The following is a 20,035-nucleotide window of genomic DNA, read 5'->3' on the forward strand; positions in this document are numbered from 1 at the left end:
CGTACGAGCCCTCCCCGTACGGCACCTGACGGTGCGGCAGCAGGCGGGACCGTGGAGAGCGGGACCCCGGCGGGTGGGCCCGTGCCGGGGGCTCCCGCGGTGGACCCGACCCGGGCGCCCGCGCCCGGCGTTTCCGCGCCCACCCCGGCCGGCGCCGCCGCGCAGTCCCCGGGCGCCGCCCCCGTACCGACGTCGAGCGCCGCCCCCGGCTCGCCCTCCACGGGCGCTCCCGCCTCGCCCCCGCCGGGTGCCGCGCCGCGTTCGGCCTCCCCGCAGGTCTCCACCCAGCCCCCGCCAGGTGCCGCACCGAGGTCGGAACTCACCCAGGCCCCCACCCGAGCGCCGTCCGCGGCCTCCGCCTCGGCCTCCGCGCCCACCGTCGCCGCTCCGGACTCCCCGTCCGCCGCGTCCGGCGGTCCGGCTCCCGCTCCGACGACCCCCGACGTGCAGGCGCCGCCGCCCTCCCCGGCGGTCGGGGCGCCGGAGCCGGTACGGCGCAGGGTCCCCGTATGGCCCGAGCCGGGTGCCCGCGGCGGCGCCGCGGCCGACGCGGCGGCGCGGACGGACGCCCCGGCAGGACGCGCCGACGCGGCACCGGGCCGCGCGACGGCGGCGGCCGACCCGCATCCGGGGCAGCCGACCACCCCGTCGACCACCCGCGCGACCGCCCGGCCGACCACCGGGGCCACCCCCGCCCCCGGCGCCCGCGGCCCGGCGGACACCACCGCGGGCGCCGCCCCGGTGATCACCCGTGTCCAGCCGGTCCCGCCCGCCTACCCCGGCACCTCGGCCTCCGCCGCCGGCGGGAGCACCGGCTCCTCCGCCGCGGGCGGGACCGCCCGGCCCACCGCCGACTCCCCGCTGAAGGCCACCATCTCCGTACGAGCCGGAGGCGTCGCTCCGGTCCCCGCCACGTCGGCCACCTCCGTCGCGCCGACCCCCGCCACGTCGGCCACCTCCGCCGCGCCGACCCCCGCCACGACATCCACCCCCTCCGCCCCCGCTCCCGCCCCCGCCGACCGCCCCGCCACCCCCGACTTCGGGCGGATCGCGGGGGTCGGGGTCCGGGCCGTCGCCGTGCCCACCGCCGCCGTCGTCCGGGTCGCGCGGCGGCGGAACGTGATCGGGGCCGAGACCACCGGCTCCATCCCGGTGCACCTCCTCTTCCGCGACGAGCCGGGACGCGCCGCGCCCTTCGGGGCCGGCGCGGACGACGGCGGTCCCGACACGGTGGCCATGGCCCCGCCCACCCTGCCCTCGACGGGCAGGAACCCCGCCATCCCGGGTCCGTCGAAGACCCAGGCACCGGAGCATCCCCTCACGGGGGCCGGTGCGGGGCCCGCGAGCCGGAACGCGTCCGGGACGAAGTCCGGGTCCCCGGCGGACGACGCGTCGCGGGCCCACCTCAAGACGCCGGACGCGCGACCCGGGGACCGCACGGCGCCCTGGGCGAAGGCCCGGCGCAAGGCGAAGGCCACCGACATCCCCGCCGCCGTCACCGCACCGTCCGCCTCCTCCTCCGCCACTCGGCCCGCCCCCACCGCGGACCCCGCGCTCGTCGAGCGCCCCGGGCCCGCGCTGCCCGGCTGGGTCGGCGTGGCCGGCGGCGCGCTCGCGCTCGCCGGATGCGCGGCGGTCGTGTGGTGGGCCGGGGCCGTCCCCGGCGAGGCGGCCCGGATGCTGCGGCTGCCGGAACGCCCGTACCACGGCATCCACCTCGGCCAGTGGGCGCTCCTCGCCCTCGGTGTCGTCCTCGCCCTGTTCGCGCTCGGCGGGCTCGGCCGGGGCCGGGTCGGCTACGCCTGGGTGCTGACCCTGTTCGGCGACTACCGCGGCACCGTCCGCCGTACCGGACTGGTCTGGGTGAGCCCGCTCCTGCTGCGCCGCCGCGTCGACGTACGGCTCCGGCACTGGCGGAGCGAGCCGCTGTCCGCGGTGGACGCCAAGGGCACCGCGCTCGACGTGACGGTGCTCGTGGTCTGGCGGGTGCGGGACACCGTCCGCGCGGCGCTCGGTGTCGACGGACACGAGGACTACCTGCGCGAGCAGGTGGAGGCGGCCATGGCCCGGGTGCTGTCGCAGCTCCCGGCCGACGCCTTCCACGAGGACGCCCCCACGCTCCGGGACGCGGAGGCCGTCGGCGAGGCGCTGACCCGGATGCTGTCGGCGGAGTGCGCCCCGGTCGGCGTGGACGTGTTCTCGGCGCAGCCGACGCGGATCGAGTACGCGCCGGACGTGGCGGCCGCGATGCGGCGGCGCCGGATCGCGGCGATCGACGCGAAGCACCGGGACAGCGTGCTCACCTCGGTGGTGGACGCGGTGGACGACGTGGTCCACCGGCTGACCAGTCGTGGTCTGGTGGAGCTCGACGACTACGAGCGCAAGGCGCTGGTCAAGGACCTGACGGTCGCCTTCTACACGGGACGGACGGGTCCTGTAGAGGGGGCGTGAAGGGATGGACATGTTCAACTTCCGTCCATACCTTGGTACTTGGTCCAGACCAAAATCGGTACGACGTATCACCGCACGCGTGCGCGCACGGCCCTTCGGAACTCCCCCACGTTCTCCTGGAGCGAAGCATGCGCAAAAACTCAGTCGGGGCGGCGGTGGTGGCGCTCGGCGTCGCCGGCGTCACCCTGTTCGCCACCGGTAGTGCCGGCAGTCACGGCTACACCGACGCGCCGATCAGTCGCCAGAAGCTCTGCGCCAACGGCACCGTGACCAACTGCGGCAACATCCAGTGGGAGCCGCAGTCGGTCGAGGGCCTCAAGGGCTTCCCCTCCGCCGGTCCCGCCGACGGGAAGATCTGTTCCGCCGGGCTCTCGCAGTTCGCCCAGCTCGACGATCCCCGGGGCGGCGCGTGGCCGGCGACACAGCTCACGGCGGGGCAGAGCTACAGCTTCCGCTGGCAGTTCACGGCCCGGCACCGCACCACCGACTTCAAGTACTACATCACCAAGAACGGCTGGGACCCGAGTCAGAAGCTGACCCGGGCCGCGCTCGACCCCCAGCCGTTCCTGACCGTCCCCTACAACAACCAGCAGCCGCCGGCGACCCTCTCGCACTCCGGGACCGTCCCGGCGGGCAAGACGGGCCGCCACCTGATCCTGGCGGTGTGGACGGTCGCGGACACGGCGAACGCGTTCTACGCGTGCTCCGACGTCAAGTTCTGACGTCCGGGCGGTTCGGCGGCCGCTTCCCGCGGCCGCCGAGCAGCCGTTCCTGACCGTTCATTTCTGATGGATCGTCAGTTACAGTCCGGCCCATGAGGGGTGCGGACACCGTCGCGGAACTCGTACGGCGCCAGTGGGGCGACCACCGGATCGGGCTGAGGGACGAGCACCACACCCTCACCCACCACCAGGTCGCCGCCGGCGCCGCCGCGCGGGCCGCTCTGCTCGTGGACCTGATGCCACCCCGGCCGGGGGGCGAGCCGCACCTCGGCCTCCTGCTCGACAACACGCCGGAGTACCCGCTCTGGCTCAGCGCGGCGGCCCTCGCGGGGGCCGCCGTCGCCGGCATCAACCCCACCCGGCGCGGCGCCGAACTCGCCCGGGACGTCCGGCACACCGAGTGCCGCGTCCTGGTCACCCAGCGCGCCCGTCTGCCGCTCCTCGACGGCCTCCCGCTGCCCGGCGTCCGGATCCTGGTCACGGACACCGACGCGTACCGGGAACTCCTCGCGCCCTACGAGTCGGCCCGGCCGGGCGACGCGCGCCTCGGTCCCGTACGCCCCGGCACCCGGTTCCTGCTCTCCTTCACCTCAGGATCGACGGGCGCCCCGAAGGCGGCGCTCTGCAGCCAGGGACGGCTGGCGGCGGCCGGCGCCTCGCTGGCGGACCACTTCTCCGTCGGCCCGGACGACGTCCACTACGTCTGCATGCCGATGTTCCACGGGAACGCGGTGATCGCGGACTGGGCTCCGGCGCTGGTCGCCGGAGCGGGGGTGGCGCTGCGGGCCCGCTTCTCCGCCTCCCGCTTCCTGCCCGACGTACGCGCCTTCGGAGCCACCTACTTCACCTACGTCGGCCGGGCGGTGCAGTACCTCCTGGCGACCCCGCCCACCCCCGACGACCGTGCGCACCGGCTCCGCCTCGGCTTCGGCACCGAGGCCGGGGCGGTCGACGCGGCGCGCTTCCGGGAGCGCTTCGGGGTGCCGCTCGTGGAGGGGTACGGCTCCTCCGAGGGCGGTGCGTCGATCCAGCGGACGCCGGACACGCCGCCGGGCGCGGTGGGCCGGGCGGCACCGGCCGACGACCTGGTGGTGGTGGACGCGGAGACCGGCCGGGAGTGCGAACCGGCCGCCTTCTCCCCGACGGGCCGCCTCCTCAACGCCTCCGAGGCGGTCGGAGAGCTCGTCAACCGGGGCCGCAGCACCTTCGAGGGCTACTGGCGCAACCCGGACGCCGAGGCGGCACGACTGCGCGAGGGCTGGTACTGGACGGGCGACCTCTTCTACCGGGACGCCGAGGGCTACCTCTACTTCGCGGGCCGTACGGACGACCGGCTGCGGGTCGACAGCGAGAACCTGGCCGCCGGGATGATCGAGCACATCCTGGCCCGCTGGGAACGGGCCGCGGGGGTCGCGGTCTACGCGATACCGGACCCGGTGGCCGGGGACCAGGTGATGGCGGCCCTGGCACTGCGCGCGGGGGAGGCCTTCGTGCCCGCGGAGTTCGCCGCGTTCCTCGCGGCGCAGCAGGACCTGGGCACGAAGATGCCGCCGCGCTTCGTCCGCGTGATGCCCGAACTGCCCCTCACGGCCACGAACAAGATCCACCGGGTGGCCCTCCGCCGCGCCGCCTTCCTCTGCCCGGACCCCGTCTGGTGGCGTCCCGCCCCGGCCGCCCCCTACGAACCCCTGACCCCCGAGGCCGCCGCCGCCCTGCGGGCCGCGTACGCGCGCCACGGCCGCACCCCGACCCCGGACCAGCGCCCCTGAACCCGGCCGGCCCGGCCGAACTCCCCCGCACACCCCTGCCGTCGAACCGCCCGCCCCCGTGATCGCGAACCCTGGCGGCGGGCCCGGTCGCCCGCCCGCCTAACCTGCTGCCATGGGCCGGCGCACCGTCGCCGATCGAGGGATCCGGGGGGATCAGTGCAGAGGGAAGCGGCGACCGAGGTGTTCAAGCCACTCCAGGCGGACGACCCGCCCGTGGTGGCCGCGTACCGGCTGGCCGCCCGTCTCGGCGCGGGCGGCATGGGCCGGGTCTACCTCGCCCACACCCCGGGCGGCCGGCCCGTCGCCCTCAAGGTCGTCCGGCCGGAGCTGACCGACTCCCCGGCCTTCCGGCACCGGTTCCGCCGGGAGATCACGGCGGCCCGGCGGGTCCGCGGCGCGTACACCGCCGAGGTGATCGACGCCGACGCGGACGGCGTACCGCCCTGGCTCGCGACGCTGTACGTGCCCGGCCCCTCCCTGTCCGAGGCCGTCGCCCGGCGCGGCCCGCTGCCCGTGCCGGCCGTCCTGTGGCTGATGGCGGGCGTCGCCGAGGCACTGCAGGCCATCCACGGCGAGGGCATCGTGCACCGCGACCTCAAGCCGTCGAACGTCCTGCTCGCCGCCGACGGCCCACGGGTGATCGACTTCGGCATCTCGCTCGGTTCCGACATCACCCGGCAGACCGAGACCGGCACCGCCCTCGGCACCCCCTCGTACATGGCCCCCGAGCAGGCGGCCGCGGGCGAGGTCACGGCCGCCACGGACGTCTTCGCGCTGGGGCAGACGGCGGCCTTCGCGGCGCTGGGCGAACCGCTGTACGGCGACGGCAACTCGGTCGGTGTGCTGTACCGCATCGTGCACTCCGAGCCCGACCTGACCCGCCTGCCCCCGGCGCTCCGGCCGCTGATCGCCCGGTGCCTGGCCGCCGCCCCCGAGGAGCGGGCCACCCCGGCCGAGATCGTCGACCTGTGCCGGCAGCGCCTCGGCGCGGACGCGGACGAGCCCACGGCACCGGCCGTCTGGCGTGAGGTCACGGGGCCGGAGCCCGCGGTGCCGGGCCCGGTCCCCGACCCCACCCCGGTGCACACGCTCCCGCTGACCCCCCGGCCGGGGCCGGGGGAGCGGCCGACCGCCCGGAACGAGCCGCGGTCCCGGAAGCGCCGCACCGCGCTCCTCACGGCCGCCGCCGTCACGGCGGGCGCCCTCCTCCTGGGCGGCCTGGCGTGGACGGTCGTGGAAGCCGCGGACCGGTTCCGCGACCTCGCGCGGTCCGGGGCCACGACCCCGCCCGGACCGACCCTCTCGTCCTCCGCGCCCGCCCCCGCCGCGGCGCAGGACGGCGCACGGACGCGGGGCAGGGCGTCGCGCCCCGCCGCGACGGAGACCGGACCGCCGCGCCCCGTCCCCTACCCCTTCCAGATGCTGACCGAGAAGAACTCCCTGAGCCTCAAGGAGCCGATCGAGCGCACGGACCGCACGGGGGACGTCCGCCTCGTCTGCTCGGAGAAGGAGCTCTGCGCACTGCAGAGCCGCGCCAGCCGGATGCAACTGCGCCAGGGCAAGCCGGGGGCCGGCCTCGACGAGTGCCGCGCCACCCTCGCCGTCCAGCCGACCCGCGACCTCTCGCTGTCCTGGTCGGCGGCCGGCAGCGAGATCTGCATCGAGCACCCCTCCGGCGACATCGCCCTCTTCGTCGTCCAGGTGAAGTCGACCGCCCTGCCGGGAAGCGGGAGCAACTTCCTCACCGGCGACCTGACGGTCTGGCGGGCCCCCTGAACGGCCCCGCTCACCGCCCCGCGCACGAACCAGCCGCCCCGGCTCCGCCGCCGGGCGCGGCCCCCGCGGACCCCCGCACCCCCTGGCAGGCGCTCACCCGCCGCCGGTTCCTCCTCGGCCCCTGGCCCTGGCGCGCCCTCGCCTACCTGGTCAGCGGCGCGCTCCTCGGGGGCGCCGCCTGCGCGGTGTTCGCGCTGCTCGGGCTGTTCTCCGTCCTGCTCGTCGGACTGCCCCCGCTGCTCCTCTCCGGGCTCGCCCTCGGCGCCGTCGAGCGCCGCCGCCTCCGCCTCGTCGACCTCGACCCGGCGCCCGACCCGCACCGCGTCCCGGCCGCCCCCGGCCTCGCGGCCTGGCTCCGGCTGCGCGCGGGGGAGCAGGCGACCTGGCGCGAGCTCGGGTACGCGCTCCTCCTGGCCACCGTCCTGTGGCCGCTCGACCTCCTCGCCGTCGCGCTGGGCGTCGGCCTGCCCGCGCTCCTCCTCGGCGCCCCCGTGCAGCTGGCCGTCGACGGACAGGAGGCGAAGGTCGTCAAGGCGTACCTGGTGACCTCCTACCCGGAGGCCTTCGCCGCCGCCCTCCTCGGCGCCGTGCTCCTCGTCGTCCTCGCCCATCCGCTCGCCGCCTTCGCCGGAGCCCGCGCCGCCCTCGCCCGCGCCCTGCTCACCCCCCGGGACCCGGCGGCGCAGGGGGCGATCGGCGAGGTCATCGCCTCGCGCGCCCGGCTCGTCGACGCCTTCGAGGCGGAGCGCCGCCGCATCGAGCGGGATCTGCACGACGGCGCCCAGCAGCGCCTGGTGGCCCTCATGATGACCCTCGGCCTGGCCCGCCTCGACGCACCGGCGGGCGGACCGCTCGCCGGCCAGCTCGCGAAGGCCCACGCGGAGGCCGGGCACGTCCTCACGGAGCTCCGCGAGCTGATCCACGGCATCCGTCCGCAGGTCCTCGCCGACTACGGTCTCGGCCCGGCCCTCGTCGACGCCGCCGACCGCTCGGCCGTGCCGGTCACCACGGACGTCGAGCTGCCCCGGCTGCCGGAGCCCGTCGAGAGCGCCGGCTACTTCGCGGGCTGCGAGGCCCTCGCCAACATCGACCGGCACAGCGGCGCCGCCCGGGCCCGGATCACCGCCCGGCATGCCGACGGCGTCCTCCGTATCGAGGTCGAGGACGACGGCCGCGGCGCCGCCGACCCGGCCCGGGGCACCGGTCTCACCGGGCTGGCCGACCGGATCGCCGTCCTCGACGGCACACTGACGATCACGAGCCCGCCGGGCGGGCCGACCCTCCTGCGAGTGGAGATCCCATGCCCCCTGCCGAGCGCACGCTCCGCGTCGTCCTCGCCGAGGACGGCGTCCTCCTCCGGGAGGGACTGATCGGGCTGCTGGCCCGCTTCGGCCACGAGGTCGTGGCCGCCGTCGGCGACGCCGACGCCCTGCGCGAGGCGGTCGCCGCCCACGAGCCGGACATCGTGGTGACGGACGTCCGGATGCCGCCCGGCTTCCAGGACGAGGGGCTGCGCGCCGCGGTCGCGCTCCGCGCCGAGCGGCCCTCGCTGCCGGTCCTCGTCCTCAGCCAGTACGTGCAGCGCAGCTACGCCGCCGATCTCCTCGACGCGGGCGACGGCACCGGCGTCGGCTACCTGCTCAAGGACCGGGTCGGGGAGGTGGAGGAGTTCCTGGACGCGCTCGTCCGGGTCGCCGACGGCGGGACGGTCGTCGACCCCGAGGTCGTCCGGCAGCTGCTTCGCCGGCACCGGGACCCGCTGGAGGCGCTGACGCCGCGCGAGCGCGAGGTCCTGGGGCTGGTCGCCGAGGGCCGGTCGAACGGCGCGATCGCCCGCCGCCTGGTCGTGACCGAGGCGGCCGTCGGCAAGCACATCGGCAACATCCTGGCGAAGCTGGACCTGCCGCCGGCGGAGGACACCCACCGCCGCGTCCTGGCGGTCCTCACCTACCTGCGGGCGTAGCGGACCGGAGCGGGCCCCGTCGGGGGGCCCGCCCGGTCCGCCCCCGGTTCGCCGCGGACACGAAGAAGCCCCCCGCTTCCGCGAGGGGCTTCTTCCGTCGGTGCGCCGCCAGGGACTCGAACCCCGGACCCGCTGATTAAGAGTCAGCTGCTCTAACCAACTGAGCTAGCGGCGCCTGCTGACAGAGAAAATACTACCCGGTCCCGCGGGGTGCTCTCGACCACCCCGCGCGGCCGCGCCGCGAGGACCCCCGAATGCCCCGGACCGCCGGGTTCTCCCCGGGGCCGGGACCGGTCAGATGGCCAGTGCCATGACCACCGGCGCCGCGCGCCGGTTCAGCGTGTCCGCCGCCGAGCGGAGCCGGTGGGCGTGCTCGATCGGCAGGGAGAGGGCGAGGCAGCCCACGGCGGAGCCCGCCGTCAGCGGCACGGCCGCGCAGACCGTGCCCACCGCGTACTCCTGGAGGTCGAGCACCGGGACGGTCGGCGGCTGGCTGTCCAGCTTGGAGAAGAGCAGCCGCTCGCTGGTGATCGTCCGGGAGGTGAGCCGGGCGATCTTGTGCCGGGACAGGTGGTCCCGGCGTCCGTTCTGGTCGAGCTGGGTGAGGAGGCACTTGCCGACCGCGCTGGCGTGCGCGGCCGAGCGGAAGTCGACCCACTCGTTGACCTTGGGCGTGCGCGGGCCGTCGGCGAACTGGGTGATCTTCACCTCGCCGTCGATGTACCGGCTGATGTAGACCGCGGCGCCGACGGAGTCGCGCAGTTCGGTCAGGGTCTCCTGGAGCTTCGCCTCCAGCGCCTCGCGGCGGGTCAGGCCGGAGCCGAGGAGGACGAGGGAGTCCCCGATCACGTACGCGCCGTCGGCGACCTGCTCGACGTACCCCTCGCGGCGGAGCATGAGGAGCAGTGAGGTCAGGTGGGCGACGGGCAGGCCGGACTCGCGCGCGATCTGGACGTCCGTCACACCGCCACCGTGCCGTGAGATCGTCTCGAGCACGCGCAGGGCGTATTGCACCGAGTGGAACGGCGCGGTGGGCTCGGGCTTCAGCGCCACGGTTTCCCCCTACCAGGTTGTGACCGCAAGCTTTCGTACCACGATAGCCGCCAAGCGCCGTTTGCGGGGCGGCTGTTGGCGAGAATGATGCGGAGCGTCCCGCCCCTGGACTGGGGTGCCTCCCGCTGGCATATGCCCCCGTCACGGGTGCCTCGCAGAGTCTCAGGTCAGGGCGGTGCGCACGGGGGGTCGCGTGTACGTTCGGCCCGGGGGCGTCCCGAGATTTCTCCGGGGGAAACGGACGCGGTGGCGGCCCTTCCGGGCACCTTCCGGCCCCGTTCGGTGGCCGATAACCGTCGGCGGTTCCCCGGAATAAACGGAGACACCCTCCTGTTGTGCGGAGGTCCGAGCCGGTCCACGGGTCCTCCGGGGCCGGCGGTGAGTCGTCCATCAACCCGTGCGATGCCGTGCGGGTGCCGAGGAGGGTCCTGAAGGTGACCGACGCCATTCGAGGAGAGGCGCGGGGCTCCGCGCCCGTGCCGCTGTCCGTGCTGGACCTGGTCACCGTCGGCAGCGGCAGGACCGCCACCCAGGCGCTCGCCACCAGCGTCGAGCTGAGCAGGCTCGCCGAGCGGCGCGGCTTCCACCGGCACTGGGTGGCCGAGCACCACTCCATGCCCGGCGTCGCCTCCTCGTCCCCGGCGGTGATCCTCGCCCACCTCGCCGCCCACACCCGGCGCATCCGCCTCGGCTCGGGCGGCGTCATGCTGCCCAACCACGCCCCGCTGGTCGTCGCCGAGCAGTTCGGCACCCTGGAGGCCTTCGCCCCGGGCCGGATCGACCTCGGCCTCGGGCGCGCGCCCGGCACCGACGGCGCCACCGCCGCCGCCCTGCGCAGGACCGCCGCCCTGAACGAGGGGGCGGACGACTTCCCGGAGCAGCTCGCCGAGCTGACCCGGTTCCTCGACGACGACTTCCCGGACGGCCACCGCTACGCCCGGATCCACGCCGTGCCCGGCCCGGTGCAGGGCCCGGAGGGCCGGCCGCCGATCTGGCTGCTCGGCTCGTCCGGCTTCAGCGCCCGCCTCGCCGGCCTGCTCGGGCTGCCCTTCGCCTTCGCCCACCACTTCTCGGCCAGGAACACGATCCCGGCGCTCGACCTCTACCGGGAGTCCTTCCGGCCCTCCGGCGTCCTCGACGCGCCGTACGCGATGATCGGCGTCTCGGCGCTCGCCGCCGACGAGGCCGCGCAGGCCCACCGCCAGGTGCTCTCGGGGGCCCTCGCGATGCTCCGGCTCCGCACCGGCCGCCCCGGCCTCGTCCCGACGCCGGAGGAGGCGGAGGCGTACGCGTTCAGCGCCGCCGAGCGGGAGTTCGTGAACGACTGGCTGGCGAACATCGTGTACGGCACCTCCGACGAGGTCCGCACGGGCCTGGACGACCTGCGCAAGCGGACGGGCGCGGACGAGCTGATGATCACGGCCAACGCGCACGGCGGCGAGGCGCGGCTGCGGAGCTACGAACTCATCGCGGACGCCTACGAACTCCCCGAGGTGTCGGCGGAGTAGGGGGTGTTCTCCCGGTCGGCCCCCGCCGGCCCGGCGCGACCGGGACGGCGTTCCCCGGGCCCGGAGGCTGTTCCGGTCGGGGGTCGGCCGGGTAAAAACCCCGGTCCCCGAAGGCGGTTGGTTCCTGCACGGATCCGACCCCGCGCCACCCCTAAGTGAACCTTAAACCGCTCGTCACCGATGGTGGCGGGCGGTTCCGTTTTGTGCTGCGGGGCTCTGACGAGGCCTTTCTCTCGGCAATTGGTCTAGTCCTCAATCTGGTTCAGACCATTGACGCACTGTTCACGTGCCGGTTATCACTGCTCCAGCTCCTGTACGGCACCACCCCCGCACTCCCCCCGATGGAGGCCGCACGTGCACCCCCGTAAGCCCCTGATCGCCGCGCTGCTCAGCACGGCCCTCGCCGCCGGCGCCCTCGCGGCGACCGTCGGCCTCGGATCCGCCCAGGCGGCCGACACATCGACCACTGCCGCTGCGGGCGGTGTGCGCATCGCGTACTACGACCAGTGGAGCGTGTACGGCAACGCGTTCTACCCCAAGCACCTCGACACCCGGGGCATCGCGGGCCAGCTGGACGTCATCAACTACTCGTTCGGGAACATCCACCCCACCAACCTCACCTGTTTCATGGCCAACAAGGCCGCCGGTGACGACAACAACCCCAACGCGGGTGACGGTGCGGGCGACTCGTACGCCGACTACCAGAAGTCCTTCAGCGCGGCGGACAGCGTCGACGGCGTCGCCGACAAGTGGGACCAGCCGATCGTGGGCGTCTTCAACCAGTTCAAGGAACTGAAGGCGAAATACCCCCACCTGAAGATCAACATCTCGCTCGGCGGCTGGACCTACTCCAAGTACTTCAGCGACGCGGCCAAGACGGACGCGAGCCGCAAGAAGCTCGTCTCCTCCTGCATCGACCAGTACCTCAAGGGCAACCTGCCCGTCGAGGGCGGCTACGGCGGCGCGGGCACGGCGGCCGGCATCTTCGACGGCATCGACATCGACTGGGAGTACCCCGGCTCCTCCGGCGGCCACCTGGGCAACCACTACGCCCCCGAGGACAAGCAGAACTTCACGCTGCTCCTCGCCGAGTTCCGCAAGCAGCTCGACGAGTACGGCGCGGCCAACGGCGGCAAGAAGTACATGCTGACCGCCGCCATGCCGGCCGGCCAGGACAAGATCAAGTACATCGAGACCGACAAGATCGGCCAGTACTTGGACTACGCCAACATCATGACGTACGACATGCACGGCGCCTGGGACGGCGACGGGCCGACGTACCACCAGTCGCCGCTCTACTCCGGAGCGAACGACCCGACCGACCCGATCGCCCCGGGCACCGAGAAGTACTCGATCGACAACGCGATCGACTCCTGGATCGACGGCAAGCCCGCCTACGGCATCGCCGGCGGCTTCCCCGCCAACAAGCTGACCCTGGGCTACGAGTTCTACTACCGCGGCTGGAAGGGCGTGCCCGCCGGCTCCGCCAACGGCCTCGGTGGCACCGCGACCGGCGGCTCCAACGTCCGCCCGCTGAGCCAGCAGGCCGGCATCGCGCACTACAAGGAGCTCGGCGGCATCGTCGACAACGCGTCGACGACCTTCTGGGACGACCAGGCGAAGGCCTCGTACTTCTACAAGGACGGCGAGTTCTTCACCGGGCTCAACCAGCGCTCCATCCAGGCCCGCGTGGACTACGCGAAGCAGCGCGGCCTCGGCGGCGCGATGATGTACTCGCTCCTCGGCCTGGACGAGAACGCCACCCTGCTGAAGCAGATCAACACCGCGCTCGGCAGCACCACCACCCCGCCCACCACCCCGCCCACCACGCCGCCGACGACGCCTCCGACCACCCCGCCCACCACGCCCCCGACCACGCCTCCGACCACCCCGCCCACGGGCTGCGGCTCGGTCCCGGCGTACGTGGCCGGCACGGTCTACAACGGCGGCACGGTCGTCTCGCACAACGGCCGCAAGTGGCTCGCCCAGTGGTGGACCCAGAACGAGACCCCCGGCACCACCGGCGAGTGGGGCGTCTGGAAGGACCAGGGCGCCTGCTGACGCCCCGTCCCGTAGGCACCCTCCGCTGAACCCCGCATGAACCGCTGCCCCCGCCCGGAATGTCCCTCCGGCCGGGGGCAGTTCCATGCCCGGGAACGGGAACGGGACCCGGACGCGCACCCGGAGGCGACCGCCCGGGACGGCACCGGTCCGGGCGGCGCGTACGGCGCTCAGGCCGGCAGCGGCTCCGAGCCGATCAGCTCCGCGATGCGGTCCGGCGCCACGGCCCGCGAGTACAGCCAGCCCTGCCCGGTGTCGCAGCCGATCCTGCGCAGCCGGCTCGCCTGCCCCGAGGTCTCGACGCACTCGGCGGTGACCGTCAGCCCCAGCCGGTGCGCCAGCTGCACCAGCGCCTCGACGATCAGCTCGTCGGCCGGGTTGGCGTGTTCCTCGTCCTGGAAGCCCCGGACGAACGAGCCGTCCAGCTTGAGCACGGAGACCGGCAGCCGGCTCAGATAGGCCAGGTTCGAGTAGCCGGTGCCGAAGTCGTCGATCGCGATCCGCACCCCCATGTCGCTCAGCGCCTGGAGCGCCTGGAGCGGCCGCCCGGCGGATCCCATCACCGCGGACTCGGTCAGCTCCAGCTGGAGCAGATGCGGGGCGAGGCCGGTCTCCGCGAGGATCCCGGCCACGTCGGCGACCAGGTCGGAGTCCCAGACCTGGCGGACCGCCACGTTGACGCTGACGAAGATCGGGCGCTCGTCCGGACGGTCCTTCTGCCACTGCCGGGCCTGCCGGCAGGCCGTGCGCAGCACCCAGCGGCCGAGCTCCACGATGGAGCCGTCCTCCTCGGCGATCCCGACGAACCGATTCGGCGGCAGGGTGCCGAACTGGGGGTGGTGCCAGCGCACCAGCGCCTCCACCCCGCGCACCGCGCCGTCCGTCAGATCCACCAGCGGCTGGTACTCCAGGGCGAACTCCCCGCGGTCCACGGCCGGCCGGAGCGTGGAGGAGAGCGACTGCCGGGTCATCCGGTGCGCGTTGCGCTCCGGGTCGAAGAAGGTCCAGCGGGCCTTGCCGTCCGCCTTCGCCCAGTACAGCGTGGTGTCGGCGTCCTGCATCAGGGCCGTCGCCGTCGTGCCGGCCCCCGAGCGCTCGACCACGCCGATCGACGCGGAGACCGAGAGCCGCCGGCCGCCCAGGTCGAAGGGCTCCTGGAGGGCGCAGAGCACCGAACGGGCCAGGTCGGCCAGTTGCTCGGTGCCGGTGGAGTCCTCGACCAGGATGGCGAACTCGTCCCCGCCGAGCCGGGCCACCAGATGACCGCCGCTGCGGGTGTAGCCGTCGCTGTCCGCGCACTCCGTCAGCCGGGCGGCGGCGGCGGCGAGGAGCCGGTCGCCGATCCGGTGGCCGAGGGTGTCGTTGACCGCCTTGAAGCCGTCGAGGTCCAGGTAGCAGAGGCCGATCCGCCCTGTTCTGCCATACCCGTACGACTCGTAGGAAGAGCTGATCGCCCTGCGGCGGGCCGCCGTTCCCGCCGTGCCGTCCGCGGTGCCCGCGGTGGACGGGGTGCTCGCGGTGCCCGCGATGGACGCCGCGCTCGCCATGTCGGCCGCGTCCTGCGCCGAGGACTCCAGGGCGGCCGAGAGCCGCTCGAAGAACAGGGCGCGGTTGGGGAGCCGGGTCACCGGGTCGTGCATCTGGAGGTGCCGCAGCCGCGCCTGGAGCTCGCGCCGGTCGCTGATGTCCGCGATCGACACCAGGACGCGCGGGCTGTCGGGCACCGGGGCCACCGTGACCTCGACCCACAGCGAGCGGCCGTCGGAGTGCTTGAGGCGGCGGGTGCAGCGGAAGCGGGAGCGCCGGCCGCGCAGCACCTCGCGGTACGCGTGCCAGGTGCGCCCGTCGGACGCGAGGTCGACCAGGTCGGCGGCGGCCTGGTCCCGCAGCGCCTCCGGCTCGGCGCCGAGGAGGGCGCCGAAGGAGTCGTTGGCCGTGACGACGACGCCGTTCTGGTCGACGACGGCCATCGCGAGCTGGGAGACGCGGAACGCGGCGCGGTAGTCCCGGAGTTCCGAGGGGGAACAGCCGACGCGGTGCTCGGCGCCGTACGGGGGGTGACGCTCCGTGAGTGCGGACTCCGCCGCACGCGTCTCCGGCGGCTCTGGGTGCACCGGTCCTTCGGGGGTTCCGCTCACGCTCGCTCCCGTAGTGCAGTCGGGCCGGTCGCATGGGGTCGGAACGGTCGGCCGAGGAAGAGTGTGCCGATCATAGAGCCCGTACGGGGGAGCGTTCCAGCTCCACGGGGCCTCCGGGGGACGGCCGGCCCTGTGAGGCCGGCCACCGGAACACCCCGCCCGATCGTTTCTGCTCGGGTCTGACACGGGTCGATGGCGACGTGACCGAATGTGACTTTCCGTGAGCTGAAGAGCGTCCGTGTCGCGTCGACGCCAGGGCGCGCCCTCACCCGACCGGGGCAGCGGAAACATGCGAAACGTCGCAAACCGTCACAAGGTGGTTGAGGTGTCCCGCATTCCCGAACCGGAGGTCCACGTGAGGGGTCAGCAGCCACTCGGGGGAGTGGAACGCTCACGGCTGCGTGCCGGCGCGGCGGCCCTCACCTCGTTCGCCGCGCTCGCCGCCACCGGGCTCGTCGCCGGGCCCGCCGCCGGAGCGCCGGCGGCCGGCCCCTGCGTCCTGCCCCGCACCGCGGCCCATCACTCGCTCGGCCTCGACACCTGGAACAGGTCGTACCCGCGCCCCGACCGCCCCCTCGACGCGGTCATGGTCTTCCTGTCGTTCCCGGACTCCGAGCCGCTCAACGACCCGGCCGAACTGGCCGCCGACCACTTCCCCGCCACCAGCGAGTTCTTCTCCCGCGCCTCCTACGGGCGGTTCACCCTGCGCACGCACACCCAGCGCGTCTGGACCCCCATGCCGAAGGAGTCGAGCGCGTACGACATACGGCGCGACTGGGACGCCGGCCAGCGCGCCGCCTACCTCCGGGACGCGATCGGCGCCGCCGACGCGAGCGTCGACTTCTCCCGGTACGACATCGTCTACCTGGTCGCCGACCCGGACGCCCCCGGTGTGGACTCCGACGCGACCAAGGTGGTCAACCTGGACAAGCCGATGGAGGTCGACGGCACCGAGATCAGGCGGGTGGTCACCGTCTTCGAGCGGCACCCGCCCGACCGGAACGTGCTGGCGCACGAGACCGGCCACGTCTTCGACCTCCCCGACCTCTACCGCCGTCCGGCGGACGGCAAGGGCGACTGGGACACCCATGTGGGCGACTGGGACGTCATGGGCAGCCAGTTCGGGCTGTCCCCGGACCTCTTCGGCTGGCACAAGTGGAAGCTCGGCTGGCTCTCCGGCGCCCAGATCGCCTGCGTCCAGGGAACCGGCCCCCGGATGGTGACCCTGGAGGCCACCGACGCCCAGCCGGCGGCCGGGACCACGCTCGGCACCCGGCTGGCCGTGGTCCGCACCGGCCCCGACAGCGTCCTCGCGATCGAGGCGCGGGGCCGGGCCGGGAGCAACGCCGACACCTGCACCGAGGGCGTCCTCGTCTACCGGATCCGCGGCACCGCCGCCTCCGGCGACGGCCCCGTCGAGGTCGTCGACGCCCATCCGCGCACCGAGGCCTGCTGGGACCGCTCCGTCTACCCGCCGCTCGCGGACGCCCCGCTGGAGGAGGGCGAGACGCTCACGGTGCCCGGTACGGGGGTGCGGGTGGAGGTCGCGGAACGCACCCCGGCGGGCGCCTGGACGGTCAGGATCACCCCGCCCGCCGTCGGCTGACCGGCGGAGCCTCCGCGGCGGCCCGGGAACACGAAGAAGCCCCTCGCTTCCGCGAGGGGCTTCTTCTGTCGGTGCGCCGCCAGGGACTCGAACCCCGGACCCGCTGATTAAGAGTCAGCTGCTCTAACCAACTGAGCTAGCGGCGCCTGCTGACGTCGTAGACATTAGCATCCGGATCGGCGGGAGGAAAAATCGATACCCGCACGTCGGCGGCGGATGCCGCCCGGGCGGCCCGCACGCAGGCCCAGAGCAGGACCTCGGGACCGGGCAGCCACGGACTGCGCGTGTCGGGCGCCACGAGCCAGCGGGGTCCCTCGCCGCCGGACGGCACCAGCGGCGGCACGGTCACCGCGTCCCCGACCCCGTGGCAGAGCGGCCGGGGGACGCTGTCGCCCCAGTCCTCCCAGTCGAGCAGGGCCGGCAGCCGCTGGGCCGTGCCCGGCGCGGCGAACAGCATCATCCGGCCCCGGTGCACCGCGACGGGCCCGGACCCCGGGCCCTCCTCCCAGAGCCGGTCCAGCATCCGGCGGCCGAAGACCGGGTCCACGTTGACGACGTCGAAGACCGTTCCGCAGGGCAGCGCCGCCGGGGAGGACGGCCGCGACTCCCAGCGGGTCAGCGCGGCCTCACGGCTCCCGGTGGCGGAGGTGAGCCAGGAGGCGCCGTCGGCGGTCACCCGGGCGGTCTGGTGCCGTCCCTCGTCGCCCTCCCCGGGGAACCGGAGGATCCGGGGCACCCAGGGAGTCCGGGTGATGTCGTGCGGGGCCTCGTCGCGCGTCCACGTCGTCATGCTCCAGATCTACCGGGCGTCACGGAACGGTCGCCGAGAGTTCACGGAATCCCGGACAGGCGGGGAGGGCGAGGAGTATCGTGCCCTCCCGGCATATGCCATGGGTGGTTTTCCGGCCATGCGCGACGAAGCCCCCCAGGCGACGCGCGGCGAAGCCCCCGGCGCGTGCGGCTAAGCCCCGGCGCGTACGGCGAAGCCCCGGCATGTGCGGCGAAGCCCCCCCGGCGCGTATGGCGAAGCCCTCGGCGCGTATGGCGAAGCCCTCGGCCTGTGCGGCGAACTCCCCGGCGCGTACGGCGGAGACCCGGGCAGGCGAGGCGAAGCCCGCGCCATGCGCGACGTAGCCCCCGGGCAGGCTCCGTGAAGCCTGTCCGGGGGGCCGGGCCCGGGGCGGCTCAGTCCTCCGCCGGCCGCCCGTTCGTCCTGATCAGATCGCGGCCGAACTCGATCATCTTCCGGGCGTAGTCCTCGGTCCACTGCGCCCGCTCGGCGACGTCCGCGGGCGTCAGCCGGTCGAACCGGCGCGGGTCCGCCAGCTGCGCCGCCGCGATCGCCTGGAACTCGGTCGCCCGGTCCGTCGCCGCGCGGAACGCCAGCGTCAGCTCCGTCGCGCGGGACAGCAGCTCCCGCGGATCGTCTATCGACTCCAGGTCGAAGAAGTGCTCCGGGTCGGCGGTCGCCTCGGCAGGCTCGAAGACCAGCGGTGCCGGCCTGAGCCGCCGCTGTCCGCTCCGCTCCGCGGGTTCCGCCATCGTCGTTCTCCTCTTCGCGTTCACGTTCACGAGGTACGCGCCGGCGCGTCGCGCACCGGCCCTCCGCATACGGGCGGCCCGGAACCCCGGGCCGCTCTCCATTGTCCCGCGCCCCGCAAGAGGGCGTCGGCGCGCGGTGCGCCGTCAGCCGTCGAGGCCGCGCAGGAGCAGCCGCAGACCGCCGAAGAACTCCTGGTCCGGGTCGACCTCGCCGGCCGTCCGCGCGGTCCGGGCGAGGTGCGGGAACCGGTCCTCGGGCAGGGCTGCGATGGCCGAGGTGCCCGGGCCGGCCAGCGGGCCGAGGTGGGCGAGCTGGATGGCCCCGGTGACGTACCCGTGGATCGCGCGCAGGGCGACGACCCGCTGGGCGCCGTCCACCCCGGCCTCGGTCAGGATGCCGAGCACGGTCTCCGACCAGAGCAGGCCGCCGGGGGCGCGGTGCCGGTGGGCGAGGGTCAGCGGGAGGGCCTCCGGGTGGCGGACGACCGCGTCGCGCAGCCGTCCCGCCATGGTCTCGATCCGGTCCCGCCAGGGGGCGTCCGCGGGGGGCGGGTCGGTGTCGAGGCCGTCCAGGACGCGGTCGACCACGAGCCCCTCCAGCTCCTCGCGGTCGGCGACGTAGCGGTAGAGCCCCATCGGGCTCGCGCCGAGCTCCCGTGCGACGGTGCGCATCGAGAGGCCGGCGAGTCCGTCGCGGTCGATGACGGCGAGGGCGGCGGCGGCCAGCCGGTCGGGGGTGAGGGAGCGGGGTCGTGGCATGACGGTTGACAGCGTACGCCCTACGCCTACGCTGTTAGGAGTACGCCGTACGCCTACGAGGATGGTGTCCCATGCGCACGCCCCAGAACCCGCCCGCGACCCCCGCCGCCCCGCCCCGCGCCCGTCGGACGGCTCCCGGAGACCTCGTGCCGAGCCGCGTCCTCACCCCGGTGACCGGCCCCGCGCTGACCCTCCCGGACCCCGGACGGCCCACCCACGTGCAGTTCCGGCGCTTCGCCGGCTGCCCCGTCTGCAATCTCCACCTGCGCTCGGTGGCCCTGCGCCACGAGGAGATCGAGCGGGCCGGGATCCGGGAGGTCGTCTTCTTCCACTCGCCCGCCGAGGAACTCCGCGAGCACGTCGCCCATCTGCCGTTCGCCGTCGTCGCGGACCCCGGGAAGGTGTTCTACGCCGAGTTCGGCGTGGAGGCCCACCGCCGGGCCCTGCTCGACCCGCGCGGCTGGCCCGCGATCGCCGGCGGCGTGTTCCGCGACGCCTGGGAGCTGCTCCGGGGCCGGGGCAGGCTGCCGTCCGGGGAGCAGCCCGCCGGCCGGCTGGGCCTGCCCGCGGACTTCCTGATCACGCCCGAGGGCCGGGTCGCCGCGGTGAAGTACGGCGAGCACGTCTACGACCAGTGGTCGGTCGACGAACTCCTCGCCCTGGCGACCCGACCGGCCTGATCGACAG

15 protein-coding genes and 2 tRNA genes are annotated in these 20,035 nt (G+C 74.5%); 10 read left to right on the forward strand and 7 right to left on the reverse strand.

Features of this window, described 5'->3' with window-relative positions; all coding sequences use genetic code 11:
* Positions 1 to 81: 81 nt before the first annotated feature.
* The 6 genes from ACY0MR_RS23280 to ACY0MR_RS23305 all read left to right on the forward strand — a co-directional run bounded on the left by ACY0MR_RS23280 (position 82) and on the right by ACY0MR_RS23305 (position 8,681).
* Entirely contained in the window at positions 82 to 2,451 is a 2,370-nt protein-coding gene (locus tag ACY0MR_RS23280; RefSeq protein ID WP_473555120.1) for an SPFH domain-containing protein, read from the forward strand.
* A 128-nt stretch (positions 2,452 to 2,579) separates the two neighbouring features.
* Positions 2,580 to 3,173, forward strand: a complete 594-nt coding sequence (locus ACY0MR_RS23285; protein ID WP_388798426.1) for a lytic polysaccharide monooxygenase auxiliary activity family 9 protein — start codon at positions 2,580 to 2,582, stop codon at positions 3,171 to 3,173.
* A 92-nt stretch (positions 3,174 to 3,265) separates the two neighbouring features.
* Complete coding sequence (locus ACY0MR_RS23290) at positions 3,266 to 4,942, forward strand: AMP-binding protein (RefSeq protein ID WP_392863627.1); 1,677 nt, start codon at positions 3,266 to 3,268, stop codon at positions 4,940 to 4,942.
* 180 nt (positions 4,943 to 5,122) lie between these two features.
* Positions 5,123 to 6,718 carry a serine/threonine-protein kinase gene (locus ACY0MR_RS23295; RefSeq protein ID WP_392863626.1) on the forward strand — a complete coding sequence of 532 codons (1,596 nt, stop codon included), beginning with the start codon at positions 5,123 to 5,125 and terminating at the stop codon, positions 6,716 to 6,718.
* Positions 6,719 to 6,903: 185 nt separating this feature from the next.
* A complete protein-coding gene (locus ACY0MR_RS23300) occupies positions 6,904 to 8,088 on the forward strand; it encodes a sensor histidine kinase (protein WP_404082717.1) in 1,185 nt (394 codons plus the stop codon).
* Positions 8,019 to 8,681, forward strand: a complete 663-nt coding sequence (locus tag ACY0MR_RS23305) for a response regulator transcription factor (RefSeq protein WP_361860385.1) — start codon at positions 8,019 to 8,021, stop codon at positions 8,679 to 8,681. The genes ACY0MR_RS23300 and ACY0MR_RS23305 overlap by 70 nt, the downstream gene beginning before the upstream one ends.
* A 101-nt stretch (positions 8,682 to 8,782) precedes the next feature.
* On the opposite strand, the gene ACY0MR_RS23310 is transcribed toward ACY0MR_RS23305, so the two are convergent.
* Together ACY0MR_RS23310 and ACY0MR_RS23315 are read right to left on the reverse strand one after the other, a co-directional pair.
* Positions 8,783 to 8,856 (reverse strand) — tRNA-Lys (locus ACY0MR_RS23310).
* Between the two features lie 119 nt (positions 8,857 to 8,975).
* Positions 8,976 to 9,734 carry an IclR family transcriptional regulator gene (locus ACY0MR_RS23315; protein WP_361853031.1) on the reverse strand — a complete coding sequence of 253 codons (759 nt, stop codon included), beginning with the start codon at positions 9,732 to 9,734 and terminating at the stop codon, positions 8,976 to 8,978.
* Between the two features lie 434 nt (positions 9,735 to 10,168).
* Here ACY0MR_RS23315 and ACY0MR_RS23320 point away from each other — a divergent pair, with 434 nt between their 5' ends.
* On the forward strand, positions 10,169 to 11,242 hold the full coding sequence (locus ACY0MR_RS23320) for an LLM class flavin-dependent oxidoreductase (RefSeq protein WP_473555124.1): 1,074 nt from the start codon (positions 10,169 to 10,171) through the stop codon (positions 11,240 to 11,242).
* Positions 11,243 to 11,596: 354 nt separating this feature from the next.
* Entirely contained in the window at positions 11,597 to 13,303 is a 1,707-nt protein-coding gene (locus ACY0MR_RS23325; protein WP_361853037.1) for a glycosyl hydrolase family 18 protein, read from the forward strand.
* 170 nt (positions 13,304 to 13,473) lie between these two features.
* Here the strand turns inward: ACY0MR_RS23325 and ACY0MR_RS23330 are convergent, their stop codons facing one another.
* Entirely contained in the window at positions 13,474 to 15,441 is a 1,968-nt protein-coding gene (locus tag ACY0MR_RS23330; protein WP_388798443.1) for a putative bifunctional diguanylate cyclase/phosphodiesterase, read from the reverse strand.
* A 355-nt stretch (positions 15,442 to 15,796) separates the two neighbouring features.
* Here ACY0MR_RS23330 and ACY0MR_RS23335 point away from each other — a divergent pair, with 355 nt between their 5' ends.
* Positions 15,797 to 17,047, forward strand: coding sequence for a M6 family metalloprotease domain-containing protein (locus ACY0MR_RS23335; protein ID WP_388799678.1), 1,251 nt, complete (start codon positions 15,797 to 15,799; stop codon positions 17,045 to 17,047).
* 72 nt (positions 17,048 to 17,119) lie between these two features.
* Here ACY0MR_RS23335 and ACY0MR_RS23340 read toward each other — a convergent pair.
* The 4 genes from ACY0MR_RS23340 to ACY0MR_RS23355 form a co-directional block, all read right to left on the reverse strand.
* Positions 17,120 to 17,193 (reverse strand) — tRNA-Lys (locus ACY0MR_RS23340).
* Positions 17,184 to 17,837, reverse strand: a complete 654-nt coding sequence (locus ACY0MR_RS23345) for a bifunctional DNA primase/polymerase (protein WP_392043277.1) — start codon at positions 17,835 to 17,837, stop codon at positions 17,184 to 17,186. The genes ACY0MR_RS23340 and ACY0MR_RS23345 overlap by 10 nt, the downstream gene beginning before the upstream one ends.
* Positions 17,838 to 18,232: 395 nt before the next feature.
* Positions 18,233 to 18,589 carry a hypothetical protein gene (locus tag ACY0MR_RS23350; RefSeq protein ID WP_361853045.1) on the reverse strand — a complete coding sequence of 119 codons (357 nt, stop codon included), beginning with the start codon at positions 18,587 to 18,589 and terminating at the stop codon, positions 18,233 to 18,235.
* Positions 18,590 to 18,733: 144 nt separating this feature from the next.
* Entirely contained in the window at positions 18,734 to 19,348 is a 615-nt protein-coding gene (locus tag ACY0MR_RS23355; protein WP_361853048.1) for a TetR/AcrR family transcriptional regulator, read from the reverse strand.
* Positions 19,349 to 19,419: 71 nt separating this feature from the next.
* On the opposite strand from ACY0MR_RS23355, the gene ACY0MR_RS23360 reads away from it, so the two are divergent.
* Positions 19,420 to 20,028 (forward strand): peroxiredoxin-like family protein, encoded by a 609-nt coding sequence (locus tag ACY0MR_RS23360; RefSeq protein WP_473555129.1) that lies wholly within the window; start codon positions 19,420 to 19,422, stop codon positions 20,026 to 20,028.
* The last annotated feature ends 7 nt before the right edge of the window (positions 20,029 to 20,035 follow it).

The organism is Streptomyces sp. JN8, from assembly GCF_055808075.1.